The organism is Microbacterium sp. NPDC056057, assembly GCF_042266945.1.
Taxonomy (GTDB): domain Bacteria; phylum Actinomycetota; class Actinomycetes; order Actinomycetales; family Microbacteriaceae; genus Microbacterium; species Microbacterium trichothecenolyticum_C.
In genome coordinates, this window is sequence record NZ_JBHJWS010000001.1 from 136842 (window position 1) to 156024 (window position 19183).

Consider the following 19183-nt stretch of genomic DNA (forward strand, 5'->3'; position numbering starts at 1 on the left):
CGACTCCGACGCGCGTCCAGGCACGAGCGTACATGAAACCCGACCATTTGGTAACTGAAATTCGACCGCGTGGTAATCGACGAGGATAGGATGGGCGCAGGCGAGCGCGGGGAGGCGGTGACGACGTGACGACGACCGCACCCGGTACCGTGCGCACTGCCCGCACCGAGCGGACCCGCGCCGCGATCGTCGCCGCGGCGCACGACGCGTTCGTCACCCGGGGGTACCGCGCCACGTCGCTCCGCGACATCGCGACCGCCGCCGGCATCAGCCATCCCGGTCTGCTCCGCCACTTCGCCACGAAGGACGAGCTGCTCGCCGCCGTGGTCGGCCTGTTCGAGCGCGACAACGAGACCGAGCTCCTCGAGCGCATGGCGGCCGAGGACCCCGGCGCCCTCGCCTACAGCGAGCTCGCGCGGCGCAACGAGACCGTGCCCGGATACCTGGCGCTCTTCGCCGCGCTCACGGGCGAGGCATCCACTCCCCGCCATCCCGCGCACGAGATCATGCGCGACCGGTACGCGCGCCTGCGCGAGCTGTCGGCCGACGCCATCGACGAGGCGATCACGCAGGACACCGTCTCGGCGGATCGCGACCCGCGCGGCGAGGCCGTGCGCATCGCCGCCGCGTGGGACGGGCTCCAGCTGCTCGCGCAGTACCTCCCCGCGCAGGTCGACATCGCCGAGACCCTCGAGACGTACGAGGCGTCGCTCGCACTGCCCGTGGGCTGGCGCGACGCCGACGATCCCCCACCCGCCGCGACGGCGGCGCCGGTGCCCCCGATGCCCTCCTTCGCGTCAACGGATGCTGCGCCCTCGGGCTATCGCGTCGGCCGCGAGCGCCGCGCGCTCATCGTCGACGGCGCCACGGCTCTCTTCGCCGAGGAGGGCTACGGCGACACCAGCCTGCGCGACATCGCCGAGCGGGTCGGTGTCTCGAAGTCGACGCTGCTGCACTACTTCGGATCGAAGGAGGACCTGCTGAGCGCGGTGCTGAGCCACCGCGACCAGCAGATCGAGTCGCGCGCGGACTACGTTCCCGCCGACCGGGCGGTCGAGGAGCTGCGCGGCCTCCCCCGCGGCGCGACCGTCAACGCCGCGACAGCCCCGGGCCTCATCGAGGTCTACGCCGTGCTCTCGTGCGAGGCCGTGCCCGCAGACCACCCCGCGCACGTCTACTTCGAGGAGCGCCTCCGCGGGGTGGTGGACCACTTCACCGCGCTGTTCCGCGCCGCCCAGGAGGACGGCGACCTCCCCTCTCACCGCGACCCCGAGTTCGAGGCCCTCTGGCTCACCGCGCTCTGGGACGGCCTCCAGTACCAGTGGCTCTACGACCGTTCGTCCGTCGACGTGGCCGCCCAGCTGACCGCGCACCTCGACGACGTGCTGCCGCGCTCCGGGTAGGCGCCGGCGTCAGGCGGCGGGGCGTTCACATCGTGTGCTCTCGCCGAGGCCACACGTTGTCAGCGCGTACGACGTGTGTTCTCGGCGAGAGCACATGATCTGATCGGGGTCCGCGACCGACGGACCACGAATCAGGCCGCGGCGACCACCGCGAGCACGGCCTCGCCGTAGGCCTCGCGCTTCTTGGCGCCGATGCCCGAGACGCCGTCGAGGTCGGCGAGGCTCTCGGGCCGGCGCTCGGCGAGGGCGCGCAGGGTCGCGTCGCCGAACACGATGTAGGCCGGTACGCCGAGCTCTTTCGCGACACCGGCGCGCCACGCGCGGAGCGCCTCGAAGAGACCGGCGTTCGCGGGGTCGAGCGTCTCGGGAGCGGTGGTCTTGCGCACGCGCGCGACGCCGCCGGAGCGGCCCATCACGTCGCGACGCAACGGCACCGGCGTCTCGCCGCGCAGCACGCCCGCGGCGGGCTCCCCGAGCGCGAGCGTGCCGTACTCGCCGCGGGCGACGAGGATGCCGCGGGCCAGCAGCTGGCGGATCACACTGCGCCAGTCCTGATCGCTGAGATCGGCGCCCAGCCCGTACGTCGAGAGCTGGTCGTGCCCCTGCTGCCGGATGCGGTCGGTCGATGCGCCGCGCAGGATGTCGACGAGGTGACCGGCGCCGAACGCCTGGCCGCGCTCGCGCTGCAGACGCACGATCGTCGAGAGGAGCTTCTGCGCGGGGACGAGTCCGTCCCACGTGTCGGGCGCCTCGAGGCAGGTGTCGCAGTTGCCGCACGGGCCGGAGGGTTCGCCGAAGTAGGCGAGCAGGTTCTGGCGGCGGCATCCGACCGTCTCGCAGAGGCCCAGCATGGCGTCGAGGTGCTGGCCCAGCCGGGTCTTGAAGGCACGGTCGCCGGGCGACTGGTCGATCATGCGACGCTGCTGCACCACGTCGCCGAGTCCGTAGGCCATCCACGCGACGGAGGCCTCGCCGTCGCGGCCCGCTCGGCCTGTCTCCTGGTAGTAGCCCTCGACGGACTTCGGCAGGTCGATGTGCGCCACGAAACGGACGTCGGGTTTGTCGATGCCCATGCCGAAGGCGATCGTCGCGACCATGACGACGCCGTCCTCGCGGAGGAACCGGGACTGGTTCGCGGCACGCGTCTCGGCGGGAAGGCCCGCGTGGTACGGGAGCGCGTCGACGCCCTGCGCCGAGAGGAACTCGGCCGTCTGCTCCACGGACTTGCGGCTGAGCGCGTAGACGATGCCCGCCGCGCCGGACCCCTGTGACCGGATGAAGGCGACGAGCTGGCGCCGCGGGTCGGACTTGGCCTCGATGCGGTACTGGATGTTCGGCCGGTCGAAGCTCGAGACGAAGTGGCGCGCCTGCGGCAGCTGCAGCCGCTCGGTCATCTCGCGGTGCGTCGCGGGGGTCGCCGTCGCGGTGAGAGCCAGGCGTGGCACCCCGGGGAACCGCTCGGCGAGGGCGCCCAACGCCAGGTAGTCGGGGCGGAAGTCGTGGCCCCACTGCGACACGCAGTGCGCCTCGTCGATCGCGATGACGCTGAGCTGTCCGCGCGCGAGGAACCGCAGCGTCGTCTCGGTGTTGAGCCGCTCCGGGGCGACGTAGAGGAGGTCGAGCTCGCCCGCGAGGTACGCGCGCTCGACGGCCGCGCGCTCGGGCGGCGCCTGGGTCGAGTTGAGGTACGCGGCCCGCACGCCGTTGGCGACGAGCGCGTCGACCTGGTCATGCATGAGGGCGATGAGCGGGCTCACGACGAGCCCCGTGCCCGGACGTGCGAGCGCCGGAACCTGGTAGCAGACGCTCTTGCCGCCACCGGTGGGCATCAGCACGACGGCGTCGCCGCCGGCGATCACGTGGTCGACGATCGCGCCCTGCTCACCACGGAACGCGTCGTAGCCGTACACCTCGCGCAGAACGGTGGCCGCGTCGGCGCCCGTGAAGTCCCGGCGAGGGCCGGCTCCCGCGAACGGGTCGATCGATGTCGAGCCGCCCGCTATGGGGTCGGGTGGCGGCATCCATCCGTCCTCCGGCGGCGCCCACGAATCGTCGGGCGGAGGAGCGAACTCGGGCTCCCACGCGAGGTCGGCGTACGGGTCGCCCTGGGGGATTGTCACCCGTCCCAGGGTAGCCGCGGGATCCGACGCGGTCCCCCGCGCACCCTCCCCGGTGCACAACCCGGGCCGAACCCATTTCCCGGGGTCATGTGGAGGAGCCGCTCGGCATCCTCAATTGAGGATCGGGGCCGAGACGAGGAGCGGCGCGCCGGGGTCGGGTCCGCATTCCGGCCCTGGTCCTCGATTGAGGAGCGTGTGAAGCCACAGCACCCCGAGCTCAGCACCACTTCTCCGCGAGCGTCGTGATGACGTTCACGTTCCGGTTGGTCGCGACGCCGAGCAGCTTCGCCGCGCGGAGCGGATCGACGGTTCCGGCCTGGTAGCCCGGGCCGAGCAGCGCGTGCGCGACCCGGCCGCGCACGACCATCTCGCCGGCATCCGTCGTCAGCCCCTCGATCTCGGCGACCGTGTCGGCCGGCAGCGTTTCCTTCAGCAGATACACGTAGTGGCGCTCCAGGCCGTGGCGGCCCGCGGTGAGGACGACGGCGTCACGGGCGATCGCCGCAAGCTCGGCGGTCGTGAACACCATCGTCGGGACGTCGAACCCCCGGTCGGCGGCGAAGGCGTCCTCGAGCGCCTTCTCGATCTTCGCCCGCGAGCGCATCGGCGTCGTGAACCGCACGTTGCCGGTGTTGATGTGCGTCTCGACGTCGGTGAACCCGACCCCCTCGACCGCCCGCACGATGTCGGCCTTCGGGAACTTCCGGTTCGCCCCGAGGTTGATGGCCCGCAGGAACGCCACGTAGGTCGGCATGACGCCATCATTCCCGACAACGCCGCTCCCCGTGCGCGACCGCTGCAGTTCCCTGCGACTGCTGCGTCGCGCGACGCAGCAGTCGTAGGAAAGAGCAGCAGCTACCGGGCCCCGGCTCAGGCGATCCGCTAGCCTCTTCGCATGCAATGCCTGTGACCCCGTCTCCGTCACCATCCCGTCCGTCGCGCTCCGCATGGACGCAGAAACGGATGCCGCGACCCGGCGTCCTCGAAAGGCATCGCATGTTCCCCTCCTCGTCGTCCCTGCCACTCACGGGCAAGACCGCCCTCGTCACCGGTGTCTCGCGCCGGCGCGGCATCGGCTTCGCCGTCGCCGCCCAGTTCGCGCGCCTCGGCGCCGATGTCTTCTTCCACCACTACCGCCCACACGACACACGCCTGCCGTGGGGCGGCGACGACCTCGACGCCGTGCGCGAGGGTCTGCGAGCGGAGCTCGCGCCGGGCGCGCAGCTCGGCGACATCAGCGCGGACCTCCGGGACGCAGCTGGGCCCACGCGCCCGGAGGCTCCGGGCGACGCGTCAGCGGCGCCTGGAGGGGGCGCGGGGACCGTCGCCCTCGTCATCGAAGCCGCTCGGGCGCTGACCGGGCGGCTCGACATCCTGGTCTGCAACCACGCGCAGTCGGGCGACGACGGGTCGATCCTCGACATGACGGCCGAGCGGCTCGACGCCTTCTGGCAGACCAACACACGGTCGACGCTGCTGCTGACGCGCGAGTTCGCGGCACTGCACGCGGGCGACGGCCCCGCCGCGAGACCGGGCGAGCGCGTCGAGCGGCGGGGGCCGTTCTCCGAGCCGACCGGGCGCGTGTTCTGGATGACGTCGGGTCAGATCCACGGCCCCATGCGCGGCGAGGTCGCCTACGCGGCGAGCAAGGCGGCGCTCGCGGGCGTCACGAAGACGGTGGCGGCCGAGCTGCTCGACCTCGGCATCATCCTCAACACGATCGATCCGGGGCCGGTCAACACCGGCTATCTCGACCCCGAGACGACCGACCGGCCGCTCGATGAGATCGCGGAATGGATGCGGTCGACGCCGTTCGGCCGTTACGGCGAGCCCGCCGACCCCGCGCGGCTCCTCGGCTGGCTCGCGACGCCCGACGGTGCGTGGGTCGTGGGCCAGGTGCTGTCGACCGACGGCGGACTCGGGCTCGGCTGACGCGAGCGCTGGGGTGGCACGACACGCGGCACCGACCGACCGATGCCGCGTGTCGTGACCCCCGAGCGGCCGTGGCCGCGCAGCTGAGGTGGCGCAACACGCGGCGTGGACTCACCGGCACCGCGTGTCGTGACCCCCGAACGGGCGCTCGGGCCGCGAAGACGGGAGACGGGATGCTGCGGGCAGCCGTCTCCCGTCTTCGCGAGTCCGTCCGGCTCAGGCCAGCGCGGTCTCCGCGCCGGCGACGCGCCCGCGGTGGCTGACGCGGTGGCCGATCCAGAACCCGAGGGCGATGAGCCCGGCGAGTGCGAGTCCGAGCATCCAGGGCAGCACGTTCGGGGTCGTCGCAGCGGTTGCCGCGGCCAGCGTGCCGGAGCCGTCGGCGACCTGGCCGCTGCCGTCGGCGAGCGCGGTCGCACCCGCGGAGAGCGTGTCGCTGCCGTCCGCGAGCTGCTGCGACCCCGCGGCCAGCGTGCCGGCGCCCTCGGAGAGCGCGGTCGCGCCCGCTGACAGGTCCGTGGCGCCGGACGACAGCGCGTCCGTTCCGGCCGCGAGCGTCGCCGCGCCCTCGGAGAGCGACGTCGCCCCGCCGCTCAGGTTCTGCGACCCCGCGTCCAGCCGGGCGACACCGCTCACGAGCGACTGGGTGCCGGCCGCGAGCGAGGCCGCGCCGTCGCGCACCTGCCCGGTCCCCGCGCTCAGCGACTGAGCGTTCGCGGCGAGGAAGGGCGCACCCTTCGCGGGGTCGGCGAGGCCGGCGGTTCCGGGCCATCCCTGGGCCTGGTCGCCGTTGACGAGCGCGTTCAGCCCGCCGGCGAGCTGCTGCGCGCCGCCCGAGGCGTCGATGACGCCGGCCGCCAGCAGCGGAGCCGCGCCCGCGGCGCCGGCGATGCCGTCCACCTGCTTGTCGAGCCCCGCGGCGAGAGCACTGAGCTGCTTCATCTGCTCGGTGGGGTCCGCCGCGGCGAGCGCCGCGAGAGCGTCGGCGAGCTTCTGCGAGTTCACCGGGGCACCTGCCGCGGCCCCCTGGATCAGCTCCTTGCCGGCAGCCAGCGCCTTCACGTCGTCGGTGACCGCCGGAGCGAGCTTGTCGCGCATCGTGGTCGCTCCGGCCAGAAGGTCGCCGGAGATCTTGTGCGCGGCGCCGACGCCCGTCGCGAGGGTCTGCGCGCCCGCCGCCAGCCGCGTCGCGCCGTCTGCAGCCTGGCTCGCGCCGGCGGCCAGGCTCGTGGCCCCGGCCGCCGCCGAGCGCGTGCCGGTGCCGAGCGTGCCGACTCCGCTCGCGAGTGACTGCGCGCCCGACTGCAGGCTGGCCGCTCCGGTTGCGAGCGACTGCGCGCCCGCGTCGGCCGATGAGGCGCCGTTCGCGAGGCGCGCGGCGCCGGCGCTGGCGGACGCCGCACCGTCGTCGAGCTCCGACGCGCCGGCGGCGAGGTCACCGGCGCCGGCCGCGAGCTCGGACGCGCCCGCGGCGAGCTCGGTCGAGCCCTCGTGCGCCTGGCCGGCGCCGTCCGCGAGCTTCGTCGATCCGCTCGCGATCTGCCACGTCGTCACGAAGTAGAGCAGGATCATGGCCGCGAGGGCCACGCTGAGCACGATGACGGCGACACGCATGCCGACGCCGTGGGTGTGGGTTTCTGTTCTCGTCATTGAGAGCACTCCGGTTCAGCGCCTGGGGGGTAGGCGCGGTGGACGTCGACGACCGGTGATCCGGCCGCGCGGCGACACAGCGGCAGGGTGTCGGATCCCGCCTTCGTCGGAGGGGTCCGGCCTGCTGTCGCGAGTGCAGTGTATGAACGGCGCGCGTCAGGCACACGGTCGTCGTCGAAGGAACCCAGTTTCACATGCTCTGAGACTGAGTTTCGTTGTGCGATAGGCACAATCGACGCGTTCGGGCTACAGCCGCACGACCTCGGTCACCCGCACCACCGCGGTGCCCGCCTCCTCCGACGCCGCGAGGTCCACCACGCCGCGGATGCGCCAGTCGTGATCGCCCGCCGGGTCGTCGATCGTCTGCTCCACGCGCCAGAGCCCCGACTCCGCGGCATCCGTCTCGTCCATGGTCACGAGTCGCGGCGACCGGGCCGCGCCTCCCGTCAGGATCTCGTCGTGGTCGTCGAAGTAGGCGTCGAGCACTGCCGGCCAGTCCACCTCGGGGTCGAGCTCGACGAGCTCCTCGTCGCCCTGCCGCGCGGCGAGCTGCACCCTCCGGAACAGCTCGTTGCGCACCAGCACGCCGAACGCGCGGCGGTTGGTGAGCACCGACGGCGGGGCGGGCGGAACCACCGGCGCCGACGGGTCGTCGACGGGGTTGATCAGCGCCTCCCACTCGTCGACGAGGCTCGAGTCGACCTGTCGAACGACCTCGCCGAGCCACGCGACCAGGTCGTGCAGATCGTCGGTCTGCGCCTCGGCCGGAACGGTCTGGCGCACCGCGCGGTACGCGTCCGAGAGGTACCGCAGCACCAGGCCCTCGCTGCGGGCGAGCTGGTACAGCGAGATCAGCTCCGAGAACGACAGCGCCCGCTCGAACATGTCGCGCACGACCGACTTGGGCGACAGCTCGAAGTCGCGCACCCACGGCTGGCTCGACGCGAACACCTCGTAGGACTGCGCGAGCAGCTCCTCGAGCGGCTTCGGATAGCTGACCTCTTCGAGCAGAGCCATGCGCTCGTCGTACTCGATGCCGTCGGCTTTCATCGCGGCGACGGCCTCGCCGCGCGCCTTGAACTCCTGCTGCGACAGGATCGGCCGCGGGTCGTCGAGCGTCGCCTCGATGACGCTCACGACATCGAGCGCGTAATGCCCCGTCCCCGCGGCCCCCGCCGTGTCGTCGGGGTCGAGCAGCTCGATCGCGGCGAGCGCGAACGGCGACAGCGGCTGGTTCAGCGCGAAGTTGGGCTGCAGATCGACGGTGAGACGGATGCTGGGCCCCGAGGCATCCGGACCCGCCGAGCGGTCGATCTCCACGACGTCGGCGGTCAGCAGCGTCCGGAAGATCGCGATCGCGCGCCGCGCGAGCTCGTACCGCCGGCCGCGCGGCTCGTGGTTGTCGAACACGAGGCTGCGCACATTCGTGAACACGTCGCCGCCGCGCGCGATGACGTTGATGAGCATCGCGGCGGTGAGCTGCAGCTGCGGCACGAGGGGTTCGGGCTCCGCCTCGACAAGGCGCTCGAACGATCCGAGGCCCCAGTTGACGACGCCCGTCGGCGCCTTCTTGCGCACGATCTTCTTCCGCTTGGCGGGGTCGTCGCCGGCCTTGCGGAGCGCGGCCTCGTTGTCGATCTCCCACTCCGGCGCCATCACGACGACGGTGCCGGAGGTGTCGTAGCCGGCGCGGCCCGCGCGACCGGCGACCTGGTGGAACTCGCGCGCGGAGAGCTGGCGCATCTTCGTGCCGTCGAACTTCGACAGCGCCGTGATGAGCACGGTGCGGATCGGCACGTTGATGCCGACGCCGAGGGTGTCGGTGCCGCAGATGACTCGGAGCAGCCCTCGCTGCGCGAGCGTCTCGACGAGCCGGCGGTAGCGCGGCAGCATGCCGGCGTGGTGCACGCCGATGCCCGCGCGCACGTAGCGCGAGAGGGTGCGGCCGAACGCGGTCGTGAAGCGGAAGCCGCCGATCGCCTCGGCGATCGCGTCGCGCTGCTCGCGGGAGACGATCTTGATCGACGACAGCGCCTGCGCCCGCTCCATCGCGGCGGCCTGCGAGAAGTGCACGATGTACACCGGCGCCTCGCCGGTCTGCAGCAGCTCCTCGACGGTCTCGTGCGCGGGCGTGCGCGCGTAGGAGAAGTGCAGCGGCACCGGACGCTCGACACCGGTGATGCGTGAGACCGTGCGACCGGTGCGACGCTCGAGGTCCTCGGCGATCGTCGTGACGTCACCGAGCGTCGCCGACATGAGCACGAACTGCGCACGCGGCAGGAGCAGCAGCGGCACCTGCCAGGCCCACCCGCGATCGGGGTCGCCGTAGTAGTGGAACTCGTCCATCACGACCTGGTCGACCGCGGCATCCTCGCCCTGCCGCAGCGAGAGGTTCGCGAGGATCTCCGCGGTGCAGCACACGATCGGGGCATCCGGATTCACGGACGAATCGCCGGTCACCATGCCGACGTTCGCGGCACCGAAGATCTCGACGAGTGCGAAGAACTTCTCGCTCACGAGCGCCTTGATCGGCGCGGTGTAGTAGGTGCGACCGCCACGGGCGACGCACGCCGCGTGGGCCGCGACCGCCACCAGCGACTTGCCCGTGCCCGTCGGCGTCGACAGGATCACGTGCGAGCCCGACACGATCTCGATGACCGCCTCGTCCTGCGCCGGGTACAGCGCGAAGCCCTGATCCCCCGCCCACTCCACGAACGCGTCGTACAGCGCGTCGGCGTCGGGCGCACCCGCGGGCGCACCCGAGGCCTCGGCCGCGGCACTGATGGTCTCGAGAAGCGTCACGGTCCGAGTCTGCCAGGCCGCTGGGCCCACGCACCCCGAGGCTCCGCGCAGCGCGGAGCGATGCGCGGAGAGGAGGTGGGGACATCCGTCCGTCCTGACGGTCGCCACCGCCCCTCGGCGCTTCCACGCACGTCGGGATGACGGATGCCGCGGGCCGCGGCATCCGTCATCCCTCGAGTCAGCGCCCGAGAACCCCGAGGATCACGTCGGTGTAGGCGGTGTATCCCGCGTACGTCGGGTGCAGGTAGCCCGCCGGGTCGCCCACCGGGTCGAGCCCGAACCACGGGTCACTGGGCACGCCTGGCACGAGCTGCACCCCGTGGCCGGCGAACGCGTCGACCACGTCGGCGTAGAGCACGTTCGCGCCGCCCGCGGCGGCGGCGCCGACGGCACCCTGGATCGCGGCGTTGAGCGCATCGGTCGCACCGTTCACCGCGGCGACCAGGGCGGCGAGCTGGGCGAACTGCGGGGCGCCGGGCGGCGCCGCGAGCAGGTGCGGGTAGCCGGTGACGACGATGGTCGCATTCGGCGAGCGCTGTGCGACCGATCCGATCAGCGAGCTGAGCGGCATCACGATCCCCGGCGCGGAACCGACCGCCATCTGGATCGCGGCGAGGCACGGCGCAGGGTCTCCACCCGCCGCGGCTGCGGCGCAGGCGCCGTAGACCTGGTCGAGGTCGAGATCGTTCGCGCCCACGGTGAGCGTCACGACGGTCGTGCCGCGGTTCACCTGCGACAGCTGCGCCATGGTGTCGGCGATCGTGGCGCCCGAGCACCCGGCGTTGCGCAGCAGGTTGAACTTCGGCGCCTGATCGAGCTGGGCCGCGTAACCTCCACCCGTCCGGGCGCAGGCGTCCAGCGGGACACCGCCGCCCTGGCCCGCAGCGATCGAGTCGCCGAGAGCGACGTGTTTGGCGACCATCAGCGGCGTGGCCGTGGCCGGCCCTGCTGCACCGGCGACGAGCACGACGGCCCCCAGTGCGACGGCCGCGAGCGCGGCCAGTATGCGTCGTTTCATGATTCCCCTTCGAATCCGTGGACGGATCGATCGATTCCCCCGAATCGGTCCGCGCAGAGTGCGGACGAGGCCGACGATAGACCCGTGGCAACCGTCCCGCCAGGGGTCCGCGTGTGCGCGGTGGCGGAATCGCGCGGCGGACCCGTACGTTGAGAAGGACGACGGAGGGACTGAAGTGACCGAGACGCAAACGCAGACCATCGTGACCCGCAACGACGAGGATCGCCGCTATGAGGTGCACGTCGACGACGTGCTGGCCGGCTTCACCGTTTTCCGTATCGACACGAAGGGCCGGCTGCACTTCCCTCACACCGAGGTGGACCCCGCCTTCCGCGGTCGCGGTCTCGCGCAGATCGTCGTGTCGGAGGCGATGGCTGATGTCGCGCGCCGGGGTGAGACCGTCGTGCCGCACTGCCCGGTGGTGGTGAAGTACCTCCGTACGCACGACGTACCGGGGCTCACCGTCGAGTGGCCCGACCAGCCGCACCCGGAGTGATCGGGGCCGGCGACATGACCCGACTGGACGCCGACGACGCCGTCGCCACCGAATCCCCGGTCGAGTGTGCGGGTCCACGCACCCTGCTGCTCGAGGCCCGCGAGGTGCCGCTCGGCGGCGTGCGCGCGATGTCGGTGCACCGCGCATTGCCGCAGCGTGAGCTGCCCCTCGTGGGCGCCTGGTGCTTCCTCGACCGATTCGGTCCGCAGGAGACGCGCATGCGCGTCGAGCCTCACCCGCACATCGGGTTGCAGACGGTGACCTGGCCCTACCTCGGCGATGTGCGCCACCGCGACTCCGTCGGCAGCGACGTCGTCGTGCGTCGCGGAGCCCTCAACCTCATGACGAGCGGCGCGGGCATCGCCCACTCCGAGTACTCGGTCGGCGAGGATGCCGCACCCCTCGACGCCCTGCAGCTCTGGGTCGCCCTCCCCGAGTCGCGACGCCACGGCGGACCCTCGTTCGAGCAGCATGCGGTCCTGCCCGAGGTGGAGCTCGCGCCCGTCACCGGCGACGCGGGCTCGGCCACGGTCGTGCTCGGCGAGCTCGCGGGCGTCGCGTCGCCGGCCACTGTCTACACGCCGATCGTCGGCGCGGAGCTGCGGATCCCGGCGGGCTCGACGGTGACCGTGCCGCTCGACCACGCGTGGGAGCACGCACTCGTCGCCGTCTACGGCCAGGCCGCCGTCGCGGCCGACGCCGGCGACGACGTCGTGGTCGACGCGGCGCACCTCCTCTACCTCGGCACGCACCGCGACGACGTCGTGATCTCGAGCCCGGCCGGGGCGACGCTGTTCCTCCTCGGCGGGGAACCGTTCGAGGACGACGTCGTCATGTGGTGGAACTTCGTCGGCCGCACCCACGAAGAGATCGTCGAGGCCCGCGAGGCCTGGGAGGCGGGCTCCGACCGCTTCGGCCGCGTCGTCGACCACGGCGACGAGCGCATCCCCGCTCCGCCCATGCCCGCCGTTCGTCTGACCCGGCGGCGCCGCCGCCTGTAACCCCGAGCGGGACACGTCGAGAGGGATGGATGCTGCGGCCCGCAGCATCCACGATCCACAGACGCGAAGGGCGCCCGAGCCTGAGCCCGGGCGCCCCCGCTGTATCGGTAGGGGTTACGGCACGTCGACCGAGACCACCGTGCGCACCTGCGAGTCGCCGTAGCGGACGACGCCCAGGTAGCTGCCCTTGTCGAGACCCGACCACGACAGGTTGTACGTCGCGGGCGTGCCCTGCTGGGCGGCCAGCGTGCTCGGGTTCGCGGTGAGCGAGCCGACGCCGCCGGGGCCGACGAGCGCGCTCGTCGCCGTCCAGGTGAACGGACCGGTGAACGCGTACACGTTGGCCGAGATCACGTACCACCCGGCGTTCGGCTGCGTGATCTGCACCGCCTCGTCCGCGGACGCGGTGGCCGACTGCCAGCGCTCGTAGTAGCGCAGGTCGGTCGGGCTCACCACGCGGTAGACCGTGAGGTCGAGGTCGGTGCCCGAGGTGTCGACCGACGAGTTCAGCGCGAACTTCGCCACGTCGATGCCCGCGGGCACCTGGATCAGCACGTTCGTGGTGCCCTCGTTCGCCTCGCCGGTCTTCTCGGTGCCGTCGATGAGGACGTCGGCCTTGGCGAGGCCGAGCACTGTCAGCGGCAGCTGCCCGGTGAAGCCCGGGGTGACCGTGATGTCGAGGTCACCCTCGGCGCCGGTGCCCGACGCCGTGGGCGGCGCGTCGGCGCTGACCGGGTACACCGCGATGGGCGAGCGCACCGTGTTGCCGGCGCCCGTCCAGGTGAGGAATCCGGTCGCCCACTTCTCGAGCGACGCACCCGCCGTCGTGAAGGTCACCGTGAAGGACTTCGACTCGCCGACCTCGAGGTCGAGCGTCGCCGGTTCGACCACGGCGTTCACGCCCGGAACGTTCACCGACGCTGTGTACGTGCCGGCCGTGGTGGCCGTCACCGTGCGCGTGATCGTCTGCGTGCCCGCGAGCGCGCCGATGCCGATCGAGGCGATGTTCAGGTCGCTCGGGTCGATCGGGTCGACGCCGTCGAAGTAGTCCTGCCCGAGGGCGCCCTCGAGGTACCCTGCCCAGTCGACGATGCCGTTCTCGTACACGAGGCCCGGGTTGAAGTACCGCTTCGGGTCGACGTGACCCGCGCCCTGGGCGAACGTGTCGGCCGTCTGCTGACCGTTCGCGTCGACCAGGTTGTAGGCCGTGGTCATGAGCGCGGACTTGATCTTCGCGGGCGACGCCAGCGGCTCCTCGCCGAGGTACAGCGCACCGAGGCCCGCCACCTGCGGCGACGACATCGACGTGCCCGACTTGAAGCCGAACGTGGGCTTCTCCTTGGGTCCGTTGTGCGTGGCCGCGAGGATCGCGACGCCCGGGGCCGATACGTCGGGCTTGATGACGTCACGGCCGTCCGCGAGGATCGGGCCGCGGCTCGAGAACCCGGCGATCTGCGGGGTCGGCGTCACCTTGCCGGTCACGTTGTCGCCCACGAGCGTCGCCGTCGCGCCGGCAGCCGCGGTGCGGACGTAGTCGAGCAGCGCCGCACGGTACTGCGCGTCGATGTGGACGGTCGGCACCGAGTGGAAGTCGTTGTCGAGCGATCCGGCGGTCACGTTGACGAGGATCATCGCCGTGCCGCCCGCTGCCTTGACCTCCTGCGACTTCTCGACGCGGGCGTTGGTGCCGCGGTCGCAGATCACCGTCTTGCCGACCGCCTTGGCCGGGTCGAGCGTCCCGAGGAAGCACAGCGCCGCCTCGTTCGGTGCGGCGCCCGCCTTGGCGATGTCGCCCGCGTAGACGACCGGTCCCGTCAGCTCCTTGCCGAACGGCACCGTCACCGATGCGCCCGCGGCCTGGAACCCGTTGGGCAGCTTGACCGTGCCCTCGTAGGTCGGGATGGTGGATGCCGCGACCGTCGTGTACCAGGGCGAACCGTGGTCGGCGGTCGAGGCGCCCGGGCCGTCGTTGCCGGCGCTCACCGCGACGAAGACGCCCGCCGCGGCCGCGCCGAGGAACGCGTAGTCGTCGGCGCTCAGCACGGTGGATGCCGCGCCGCCGCCGATCGAGTAGTTGATCACGTCGACGCCGTCGGCGACGGCCTTGTCGATGGCCGCGATCAGGTCGCTGCCGGCGCAGATGTCGTCGGTCGTGACGAGGTCGTCCGGTCCGACGTAGCAGGCCTTGTACGCCGCGACCTTGGCCGCCGGCGCGACACCCGAGATCTTGCCGAAGCCGATGCCCTCGACCGACGCGTCGACGCCGAAGTTGCCGGCCGCAGTGCTCGCGGTGTGCGAGCCGTGGCCGTCGCCGTCACGGGGCGACAGGAAGTCGTAGCTGAAGTCGAAGCCCGACGCCGCCGCACCCGCGGAGAAGTACTGCGCGCCGATGAGCTTGGTGTTGTAGTTGCGCTTGTCCCAGCTCTGGGCGATCGTGATCGGCCCTCGGAACTGGCCGCCGTCCGCCTTGTCGAAGACGATCGTGTCGCCGTTCTCGGTGTACGGGACGCCCGCTGCGCCCTTCTTCTTGAGCTGGTCGCCCGCGAACGAAGGGTTCTCGGGCGCGATGCCCGTGTCGATCACACCGACGACGACGCCCTTGCCGGCCTCGCCCACGCCGCCGACGGCATCCCAGATGCCGCCCGCGCCGGTCGTGTTCGAACCGAGGCCGAGGAACTCCGTCGACGGGACGGCGGCCGTGGGGTGGTGGATCTCGTCGGGGAAGACGCCCAGCACGCCCTTGTCTGCGCTCAGCTCGGCGACCTGCTTCGCCGTCAGCGCGGCGCTGAAGCCGTTGACCGTGACGCCGTACGACTGCTGGGGCGTGACGCCGGCCTCGGCCGCGACATCCGCCTGCTGCTTCTTCAGGTGCGCGAGGTACTTCTTCGAGTTCGTCGAATTGGCGTCCAGCTGCGTGCCCTTGTCGGGCTTGGTGCGCTGGATGCCGGTCGTGCCGCCCTCGTAGGTGGCGAGGGGCGCGTCCTTGAGGAGGACGATGTACTGGCCGTCCTCGGCATTGATGGGGGTCGGGGTGTTCACCTCCTCCGGGACGCTGCCGAAACTGGCGGTGGCGGTGCCCGTGAACAGTGCGGCGAGTGTGACGACCGCGGCTGCTCTGACGGAGGATCGACCCATACGTGGCCTCCATTGATATGTGGGGAGTCGCTGCGCCACATCGTCGGGGCGCAGCGGATTCAAACGTAACTGCCAGGTGAATCTCAGTTAATGAGAGCTCAGTGAGAATCGCGAGGCCGCATCCCAGTACGCTGGGCAGGTGGCTGCCCGCACCCGGATTTCGACGAGCGTTCTGCTCACCTCCGCCGCGATCGGCGTCGCGACCGGCGTTCTGCAGGCGGGCGCGGGAGCGATCAGCGGCTTCGTCTCGGCCGGTGCGCCGATCCTCTACGGACTCGTCCTCGGCGTGCACGTGCTGCCCGGCGTCGTCGCGCAGGAACTGCTGCGCCGCCCGTGGGTCGCGCTGATCACGCACATGGTCGCCGCCCTCGTCGCGAGCGCCGTCGTGCCGCTCTGGATCGGCCGCTACATCGGCACCGCCATCCTCATCGGCGGGCTGCAGGAGATCATCGCCGCGACCTCGCGCTACAAGCGCTGGGAACCGTGGCGCTTCTTCCTCTCGGCAGTCATCGTCGGGGCGGTCATCGCGGCCGCGATCTGGTTCGCCGCCGACGTGACCCGCTTCCCGCTGTGGGGGCAGATCGTCTACGTGGCACTGTTCATCGTCGGTCCGGTGGCATGGACCGCCGTGGGCCTCGCGATCGGCTCCGCGCTGCGGCGCGCGGGGGTCGCCCGACGCAGTCAGCTCTGAGGCATCCGTCGCCCCGGAGCCGTTTCGCCGCCGTGCGGTCGGCCGGTAAGTTAGGGAAGGCTAAGTTTCCCTCGACGATCGGATGCCCGTGTCTCCTGCCGTGCCGCTGCTGCGCGTGCGCGAGCTCGGCATCACCCACGACGGCGAGACCACGCCGGCGCCGGCATCCGTCTCGTTCGATGTCGCCCCCGGTGAGGTCGTGCTGCTGCTGGGTCCGAGCGGGTCGGGCAAGTCGACGCTGACCCTCGCTCTCAACGGGCTGCTGCCGCAGGCCGTGCCGGCGACCGTCACCGGATCGGTCGAGGTCGACGGACTCGACACGCAGGCGACGCCCGTCGCCGAGCTCAGCACCCGCGTCGGCATGGTCTTCCAGGACCCGGACGCGCAGCTCGTGACCGGAACGCTCCTCGACGAGGTGGCCTTCGGGCCGGAGAACCTCCGGATGCCGGTGGCCGAGGTGCTCGCCCGCGCCGAGGAGGCTCTCCGCCGGGTGGGCCTGTGGGAGCGTCGACGCGAGAACCCCGACCGCCTCTCAGGCGGCGGACGCCAGCGGCTCGCGATCGCGTGCGCCCTCGCCATGGGATCGCCGCTCCTCGTGCTCGACGAGCCGACCGCCAATCTCGACCCCGCCGGGATCGAGGAGGTCTACGCCGCCCTCGCCGAGCTCGTCGCCGCCGGTGACCGGGCGATCCTCCTCGTCGAGCACAACCTCGACGCCGCTGTCGGCTTCGTCGACCGGGTCGTCGTCCTCGACCACGACGGCTTCCTCGCCGCCGACGGTTCGGTCGATGACGTCCTGCGCGGCCGCGCCGAGGACCTCCACGCGATGGGCGTGTGGCTGCCGGTCTCGACGATCGCCGCCCTGCGGCTCCGCCGCGCGGGCTTCCGCCTCGACCCACTGCCGCTGACCCCCGACGAGCTCCGGGCAGCGCTCGACGCCGAGACTGCTGTTTCACAAGACCCCGAGTACCGGTCGTCGAGCGAGCGTGGAACGCGCTCGTTGAGCGAGCCTGCGAGTCGAAGCACGGAGACGAAACGCGCCGAACCCGGCGCAGACCGCGAGTCCGAGGCGTTTCATCTGTGGGCGCCAGAGCGCCCTCCGCTCAACGACCGTGGCGCGGAGTCCCTCATCACCGTCCGGGGCCTCACCCTCCGCCGCGGTCGCACCGAGGTGCTCCACGACGTCGACCTCGACATCCCCCGCGGCGCCTTCGTCGCGGTCGTCGGGGCGAACGGCGCGGGCAAGACGAGCCTCATCCAGGCGCTCGCCGGGGTCGTCTCGCCACCCAAGGGCACCGTGCACGTCGACGGACTCGACGTCGGCCGCGCCGACGCCCGCACCCTCAGCTCGCGCATCGGCTTCGTGTTCCAGAACCCCGAGCACCAGTTCATCGCGCACACCGTCTTCGACGAGATCGCGCACGGCCTGCGTCGCCAGCACCTCTCCGACGACGAGGTCCGCGCCCGCACCGAGGCGCTGCTCGAGCGGTTCGGCCTCACGGCCAAGGCCGAGAGCCACCCGTTCCTCCTCTCGGGCGGGCAGAAGCGCCGCCTCTCGGTGGGCACCGCCCTCGTGGCCGGCGCCCCGGTGCTCGTGCTCGACGAGCCGACGTTCGGGCAGGACCGCGCCCGCGCCGACGAGCTGCTCTCCCTCCTCTCCGAGCTCAACGCCGAGGGCACCACGATCATCGTGGTCACCCACGACATGCAGCTCGTCACCGACTACGCGGACCGCGCCGTCATCCTGGCCGACGGTCGGGTGCTCGCCGAAGGACCCACCGCCGACCTCTTCGCCGACGACGCGCTCATCGCCCGCGCGGGTCTGCGCCCGCCGCCCCTGCGCCGCGCGCTCCAGGGCGTGCAGCAGCATCCCGAGCTCTCCCGCATCGCCCGCCTCTCCGACCTCCCCGACGCACCCGCACCCCTCCCCACGTCGCGTTCGCAACTCAGGACCGATGCAGGCGAACCCGCCCGAATCGACCTGCCGCGCCCCAACGATCCTGAATTGCGAACCGGATCGACGCCGACGGCCGCACCGGCCCCGCACGCGACGGGAGGTGCCGCGTGACCGACACCGGCCCGCTCACTGCGGCGACGGCCGCGCACTCGACGTTCGATCCGTACGCGCGGCGGGTCGAGGCATCCGCCGTCCGCTTCCTCTACGGGATGAACCCGCTCGCGAAGCTCGCTGCGCCGCTGCCCGCGATGGCGCTGCTCGTGTTCGTACGGGATCTCGCAACTCCTGCGGCATTCCTTGCGCTCGCGTACGTCGTGCTGCTGGTGGGGGTGTCGTTCACCCGGCGCCTCGCGGCGATCCTGTTCCTCGCGCTGCCGCTCAGCGCGCTCGTCATCGGCTTCGGGTTCTCGCTGTGGACCGACGCGTCGCAGGTCGACCAGTCCGTCGTGGTGTGGCAGCTCGGCGGCTGGACGATGTACGGCGGCGCGCTCGAGGTGGGCTTCGCCACGGGTCTGCGCCTCGCCGCGATCCTCGCCCTCACGCTCATCGCGGGGCTCTCGACCAGCGGACCCGACCTGGTGCGCGCGTCGGTGCAGCAGCTGCGCGTGCCCTACCGCATCGGGTACACGGCGCTGGCGGCGTTCCGCTTCGTGCCGCGCTTCGGGCACGAGCTGGACGTCATCCGCCAGGCGCACCGCGTGCGCGGCGCCCACGGCGGACGCGGGCCCTTCGCCGCGATCGCCCGCTGGTTCGGGTACGTCGTGCCGCTCATGGCCGGCGCCATCCGTCACGCCGAGCGGGTCGCCCTCGCCATGGACGCCCGGGCGTTCGGCGCGCACCCCGACCGCACCGAGCGGTACCTCGTGCCGTGGCGCGTGCGCGACACCGTGTCCGTTCTCGCGTTCTGGCTCGCGTCCGCCGCACTGTTCGCCGTCTTCTTCCCCTGGGGCCTCTGACCCCTCTCGCCCTCCCGACAAG

The 19183-nt window shown here is 72.0% G+C and carries 13 protein-coding genes; 7 read left to right on the top strand and 6 right to left on the bottom strand.

What is annotated here, in order from left to right:
* Nucleotides 1-125: 125 nt before the first annotated feature.
* The gene (locus ACFC1K_RS00540) at nucleotides 126-1403 is read left to right on the top strand and encodes a TetR/AcrR family transcriptional regulator (RefSeq protein ID WP_375869989.1); all 1278 of its coding nucleotides are present in this window, start codon (nucleotides 126-128) and stop codon (nucleotides 1401-1403) included.
* 131 nt (nucleotides 1404-1534) lie between these two features.
* Here the strand turns inward: ACFC1K_RS00540 and recQ are convergent, their stop codons facing one another.
* Complete coding sequence (recQ, locus tag ACFC1K_RS00545) at nucleotides 1535-3523, bottom strand: DNA helicase RecQ (RefSeq protein ID WP_375869990.1); 1989 nt, start codon at nucleotides 3521-3523, stop codon at nucleotides 1535-1537.
* Nucleotides 3524-3740: 217 nt separating this feature from the next.
* Complete coding sequence (locus ACFC1K_RS00550; protein ID WP_375869991.1) at nucleotides 3741-4277, bottom strand: DUF1697 domain-containing protein; 537 nt, start codon at nucleotides 4275-4277, stop codon at nucleotides 3741-3743.
* A 242-nt stretch (nucleotides 4278-4519) separates the two neighbouring features.
* On the opposite strand from ACFC1K_RS00550, the gene ACFC1K_RS00555 reads away from it, so the two are divergent.
* A complete protein-coding gene (locus ACFC1K_RS00555) occupies nucleotides 4520-5455 on the top strand; it encodes an SDR family oxidoreductase (RefSeq protein WP_375869992.1) in 936 nt (311 codons plus the stop codon).
* A 216-nt stretch (nucleotides 5456-5671) separates the two neighbouring features.
* Here the strand turns inward: ACFC1K_RS00555 and ACFC1K_RS00560 are convergent, their stop codons facing one another.
* From ACFC1K_RS00560 to ACFC1K_RS00570, 3 genes are all read right to left on the bottom strand, one after another.
* Complete coding sequence (locus tag ACFC1K_RS00560) at nucleotides 5672-7105, bottom strand: hypothetical protein (RefSeq protein WP_375869993.1); 1434 nt, start codon at nucleotides 7103-7105, stop codon at nucleotides 5672-5674.
* A 246-nt stretch (nucleotides 7106-7351) separates the two neighbouring features.
* Nucleotides 7352-9907 (bottom strand): DEAD/DEAH box helicase, encoded by a 2556-nt coding sequence (locus ACFC1K_RS00565; RefSeq protein ID WP_375869994.1) that lies wholly within the window; start codon nucleotides 9905-9907, stop codon nucleotides 7352-7354.
* A 178-nt stretch (nucleotides 9908-10085) separates the two neighbouring features.
* A complete protein-coding gene (locus ACFC1K_RS00570) occupies nucleotides 10086-10925 on the bottom strand; it encodes a GDSL-type esterase/lipase family protein (protein WP_310287531.1) in 840 nt (279 codons plus the stop codon).
* A gap of 175 nt (nucleotides 10926-11100) precedes the next feature.
* Here ACFC1K_RS00570 and ACFC1K_RS00575 point away from each other — a divergent pair, with 175 nt between their 5' ends.
* Together ACFC1K_RS00575 and ACFC1K_RS00580 are read left to right on the top strand one after the other, a co-directional pair.
* A complete protein-coding gene (locus tag ACFC1K_RS00575; protein ID WP_375869995.1) occupies nucleotides 11101-11421 on the top strand; it encodes a GNAT family N-acetyltransferase in 321 nt (106 codons plus the stop codon).
* Between the two features lie 14 nt (nucleotides 11422-11435).
* Nucleotides 11436-12422 carry a pirin family protein gene (locus ACFC1K_RS00580; RefSeq protein ID WP_375869996.1) on the top strand — a complete coding sequence of 329 codons (987 nt, stop codon included), beginning with the start codon at nucleotides 11436-11438 and terminating at the stop codon, nucleotides 12420-12422.
* 114 nt (nucleotides 12423-12536) lie between these two features.
* Here ACFC1K_RS00580 and ACFC1K_RS00585 read toward each other — a convergent pair whose 3' ends face one another.
* On the bottom strand, nucleotides 12537-15557 hold the full coding sequence (locus ACFC1K_RS00585) for a S8 family serine peptidase (protein WP_375869997.1): 3021 nt from the start codon (nucleotides 15555-15557) through the stop codon (nucleotides 12537-12539).
* Nucleotides 15558-15696: 139 nt separating this feature from the next.
* Between ACFC1K_RS00585 and ACFC1K_RS00590 the strand changes: the two genes are divergently transcribed.
* The 3 genes from ACFC1K_RS00590 to ACFC1K_RS00600 all read left to right on the top strand — a co-directional run bounded on the left by ACFC1K_RS00590 (nucleotide 15697) and on the right by ACFC1K_RS00600 (nucleotide 19161).
* The gene (locus tag ACFC1K_RS00590; RefSeq protein WP_375869998.1) at nucleotides 15697-16248 is read left to right on the top strand and encodes an ECF transporter S component; all 552 of its coding nucleotides are present in this window, start codon (nucleotides 15697-15699) and stop codon (nucleotides 16246-16248) included.
* Between the two features lie 82 nt (nucleotides 16249-16330).
* Nucleotides 16331-18316, top strand: coding sequence for an ABC transporter ATP-binding protein (locus ACFC1K_RS00595; RefSeq protein WP_375869999.1), 1986 nt, complete (start codon nucleotides 16331-16333; stop codon nucleotides 18314-18316).
* Nucleotides 18313-19161 (top strand): energy-coupling factor transporter transmembrane component T, encoded by an 849-nt coding sequence (locus ACFC1K_RS00600; protein ID WP_375870000.1) that lies wholly within the window; start codon nucleotides 18313-18315, stop codon nucleotides 19159-19161. The genes ACFC1K_RS00595 and ACFC1K_RS00600 overlap by 4 nt, the downstream gene beginning before the upstream one ends.
* Nucleotides 19162-19183: the final 22 nt, after the last annotated feature.

Coding starts and splice junctions, on each gene's coding strand:
- ACFC1K_RS00560 (WP_375869993.1), bottom strand. CDS start 7,105: ATGACGAGAACAGAAACCCACACCCACGGCGTCGGCATGCGTGTCGCC.
- ACFC1K_RS00555 (WP_375869992.1), top strand. CDS start 4,520: ATGTTCCCCTCCTCGTCGTCCCTGCCACTCACGGGCAAGACCGCCCTC.
- ACFC1K_RS00570 (WP_310287531.1), bottom strand. CDS start 10,925: ATGAAACGACGCATACTGGCCGCGCTCGCGGCCGTCGCACTGGGGGCC.
- ACFC1K_RS00585 (WP_375869997.1), bottom strand. CDS start 15,557: ATGGGTCGATCCTCCGTCAGAGCAGCCGCGGTCGTCACACTCGCCGCA.
- ACFC1K_RS00550 (WP_375869991.1), bottom strand. CDS start 4,277: ATGCCGACCTACGTGGCGTTCCTGCGGGCCATCAACCTCGGGGCGAAC.
- ACFC1K_RS00580 (WP_375869996.1), top strand. CDS start 11,436: ATGACCCGACTGGACGCCGACGACGCCGTCGCCACCGAATCCCCGGTC.
- ACFC1K_RS00595 (WP_375869999.1), top strand. CDS start 16,331: ATGCCCGTGTCTCCTGCCGTGCCGCTGCTGCGCGTGCGCGAGCTCGGC.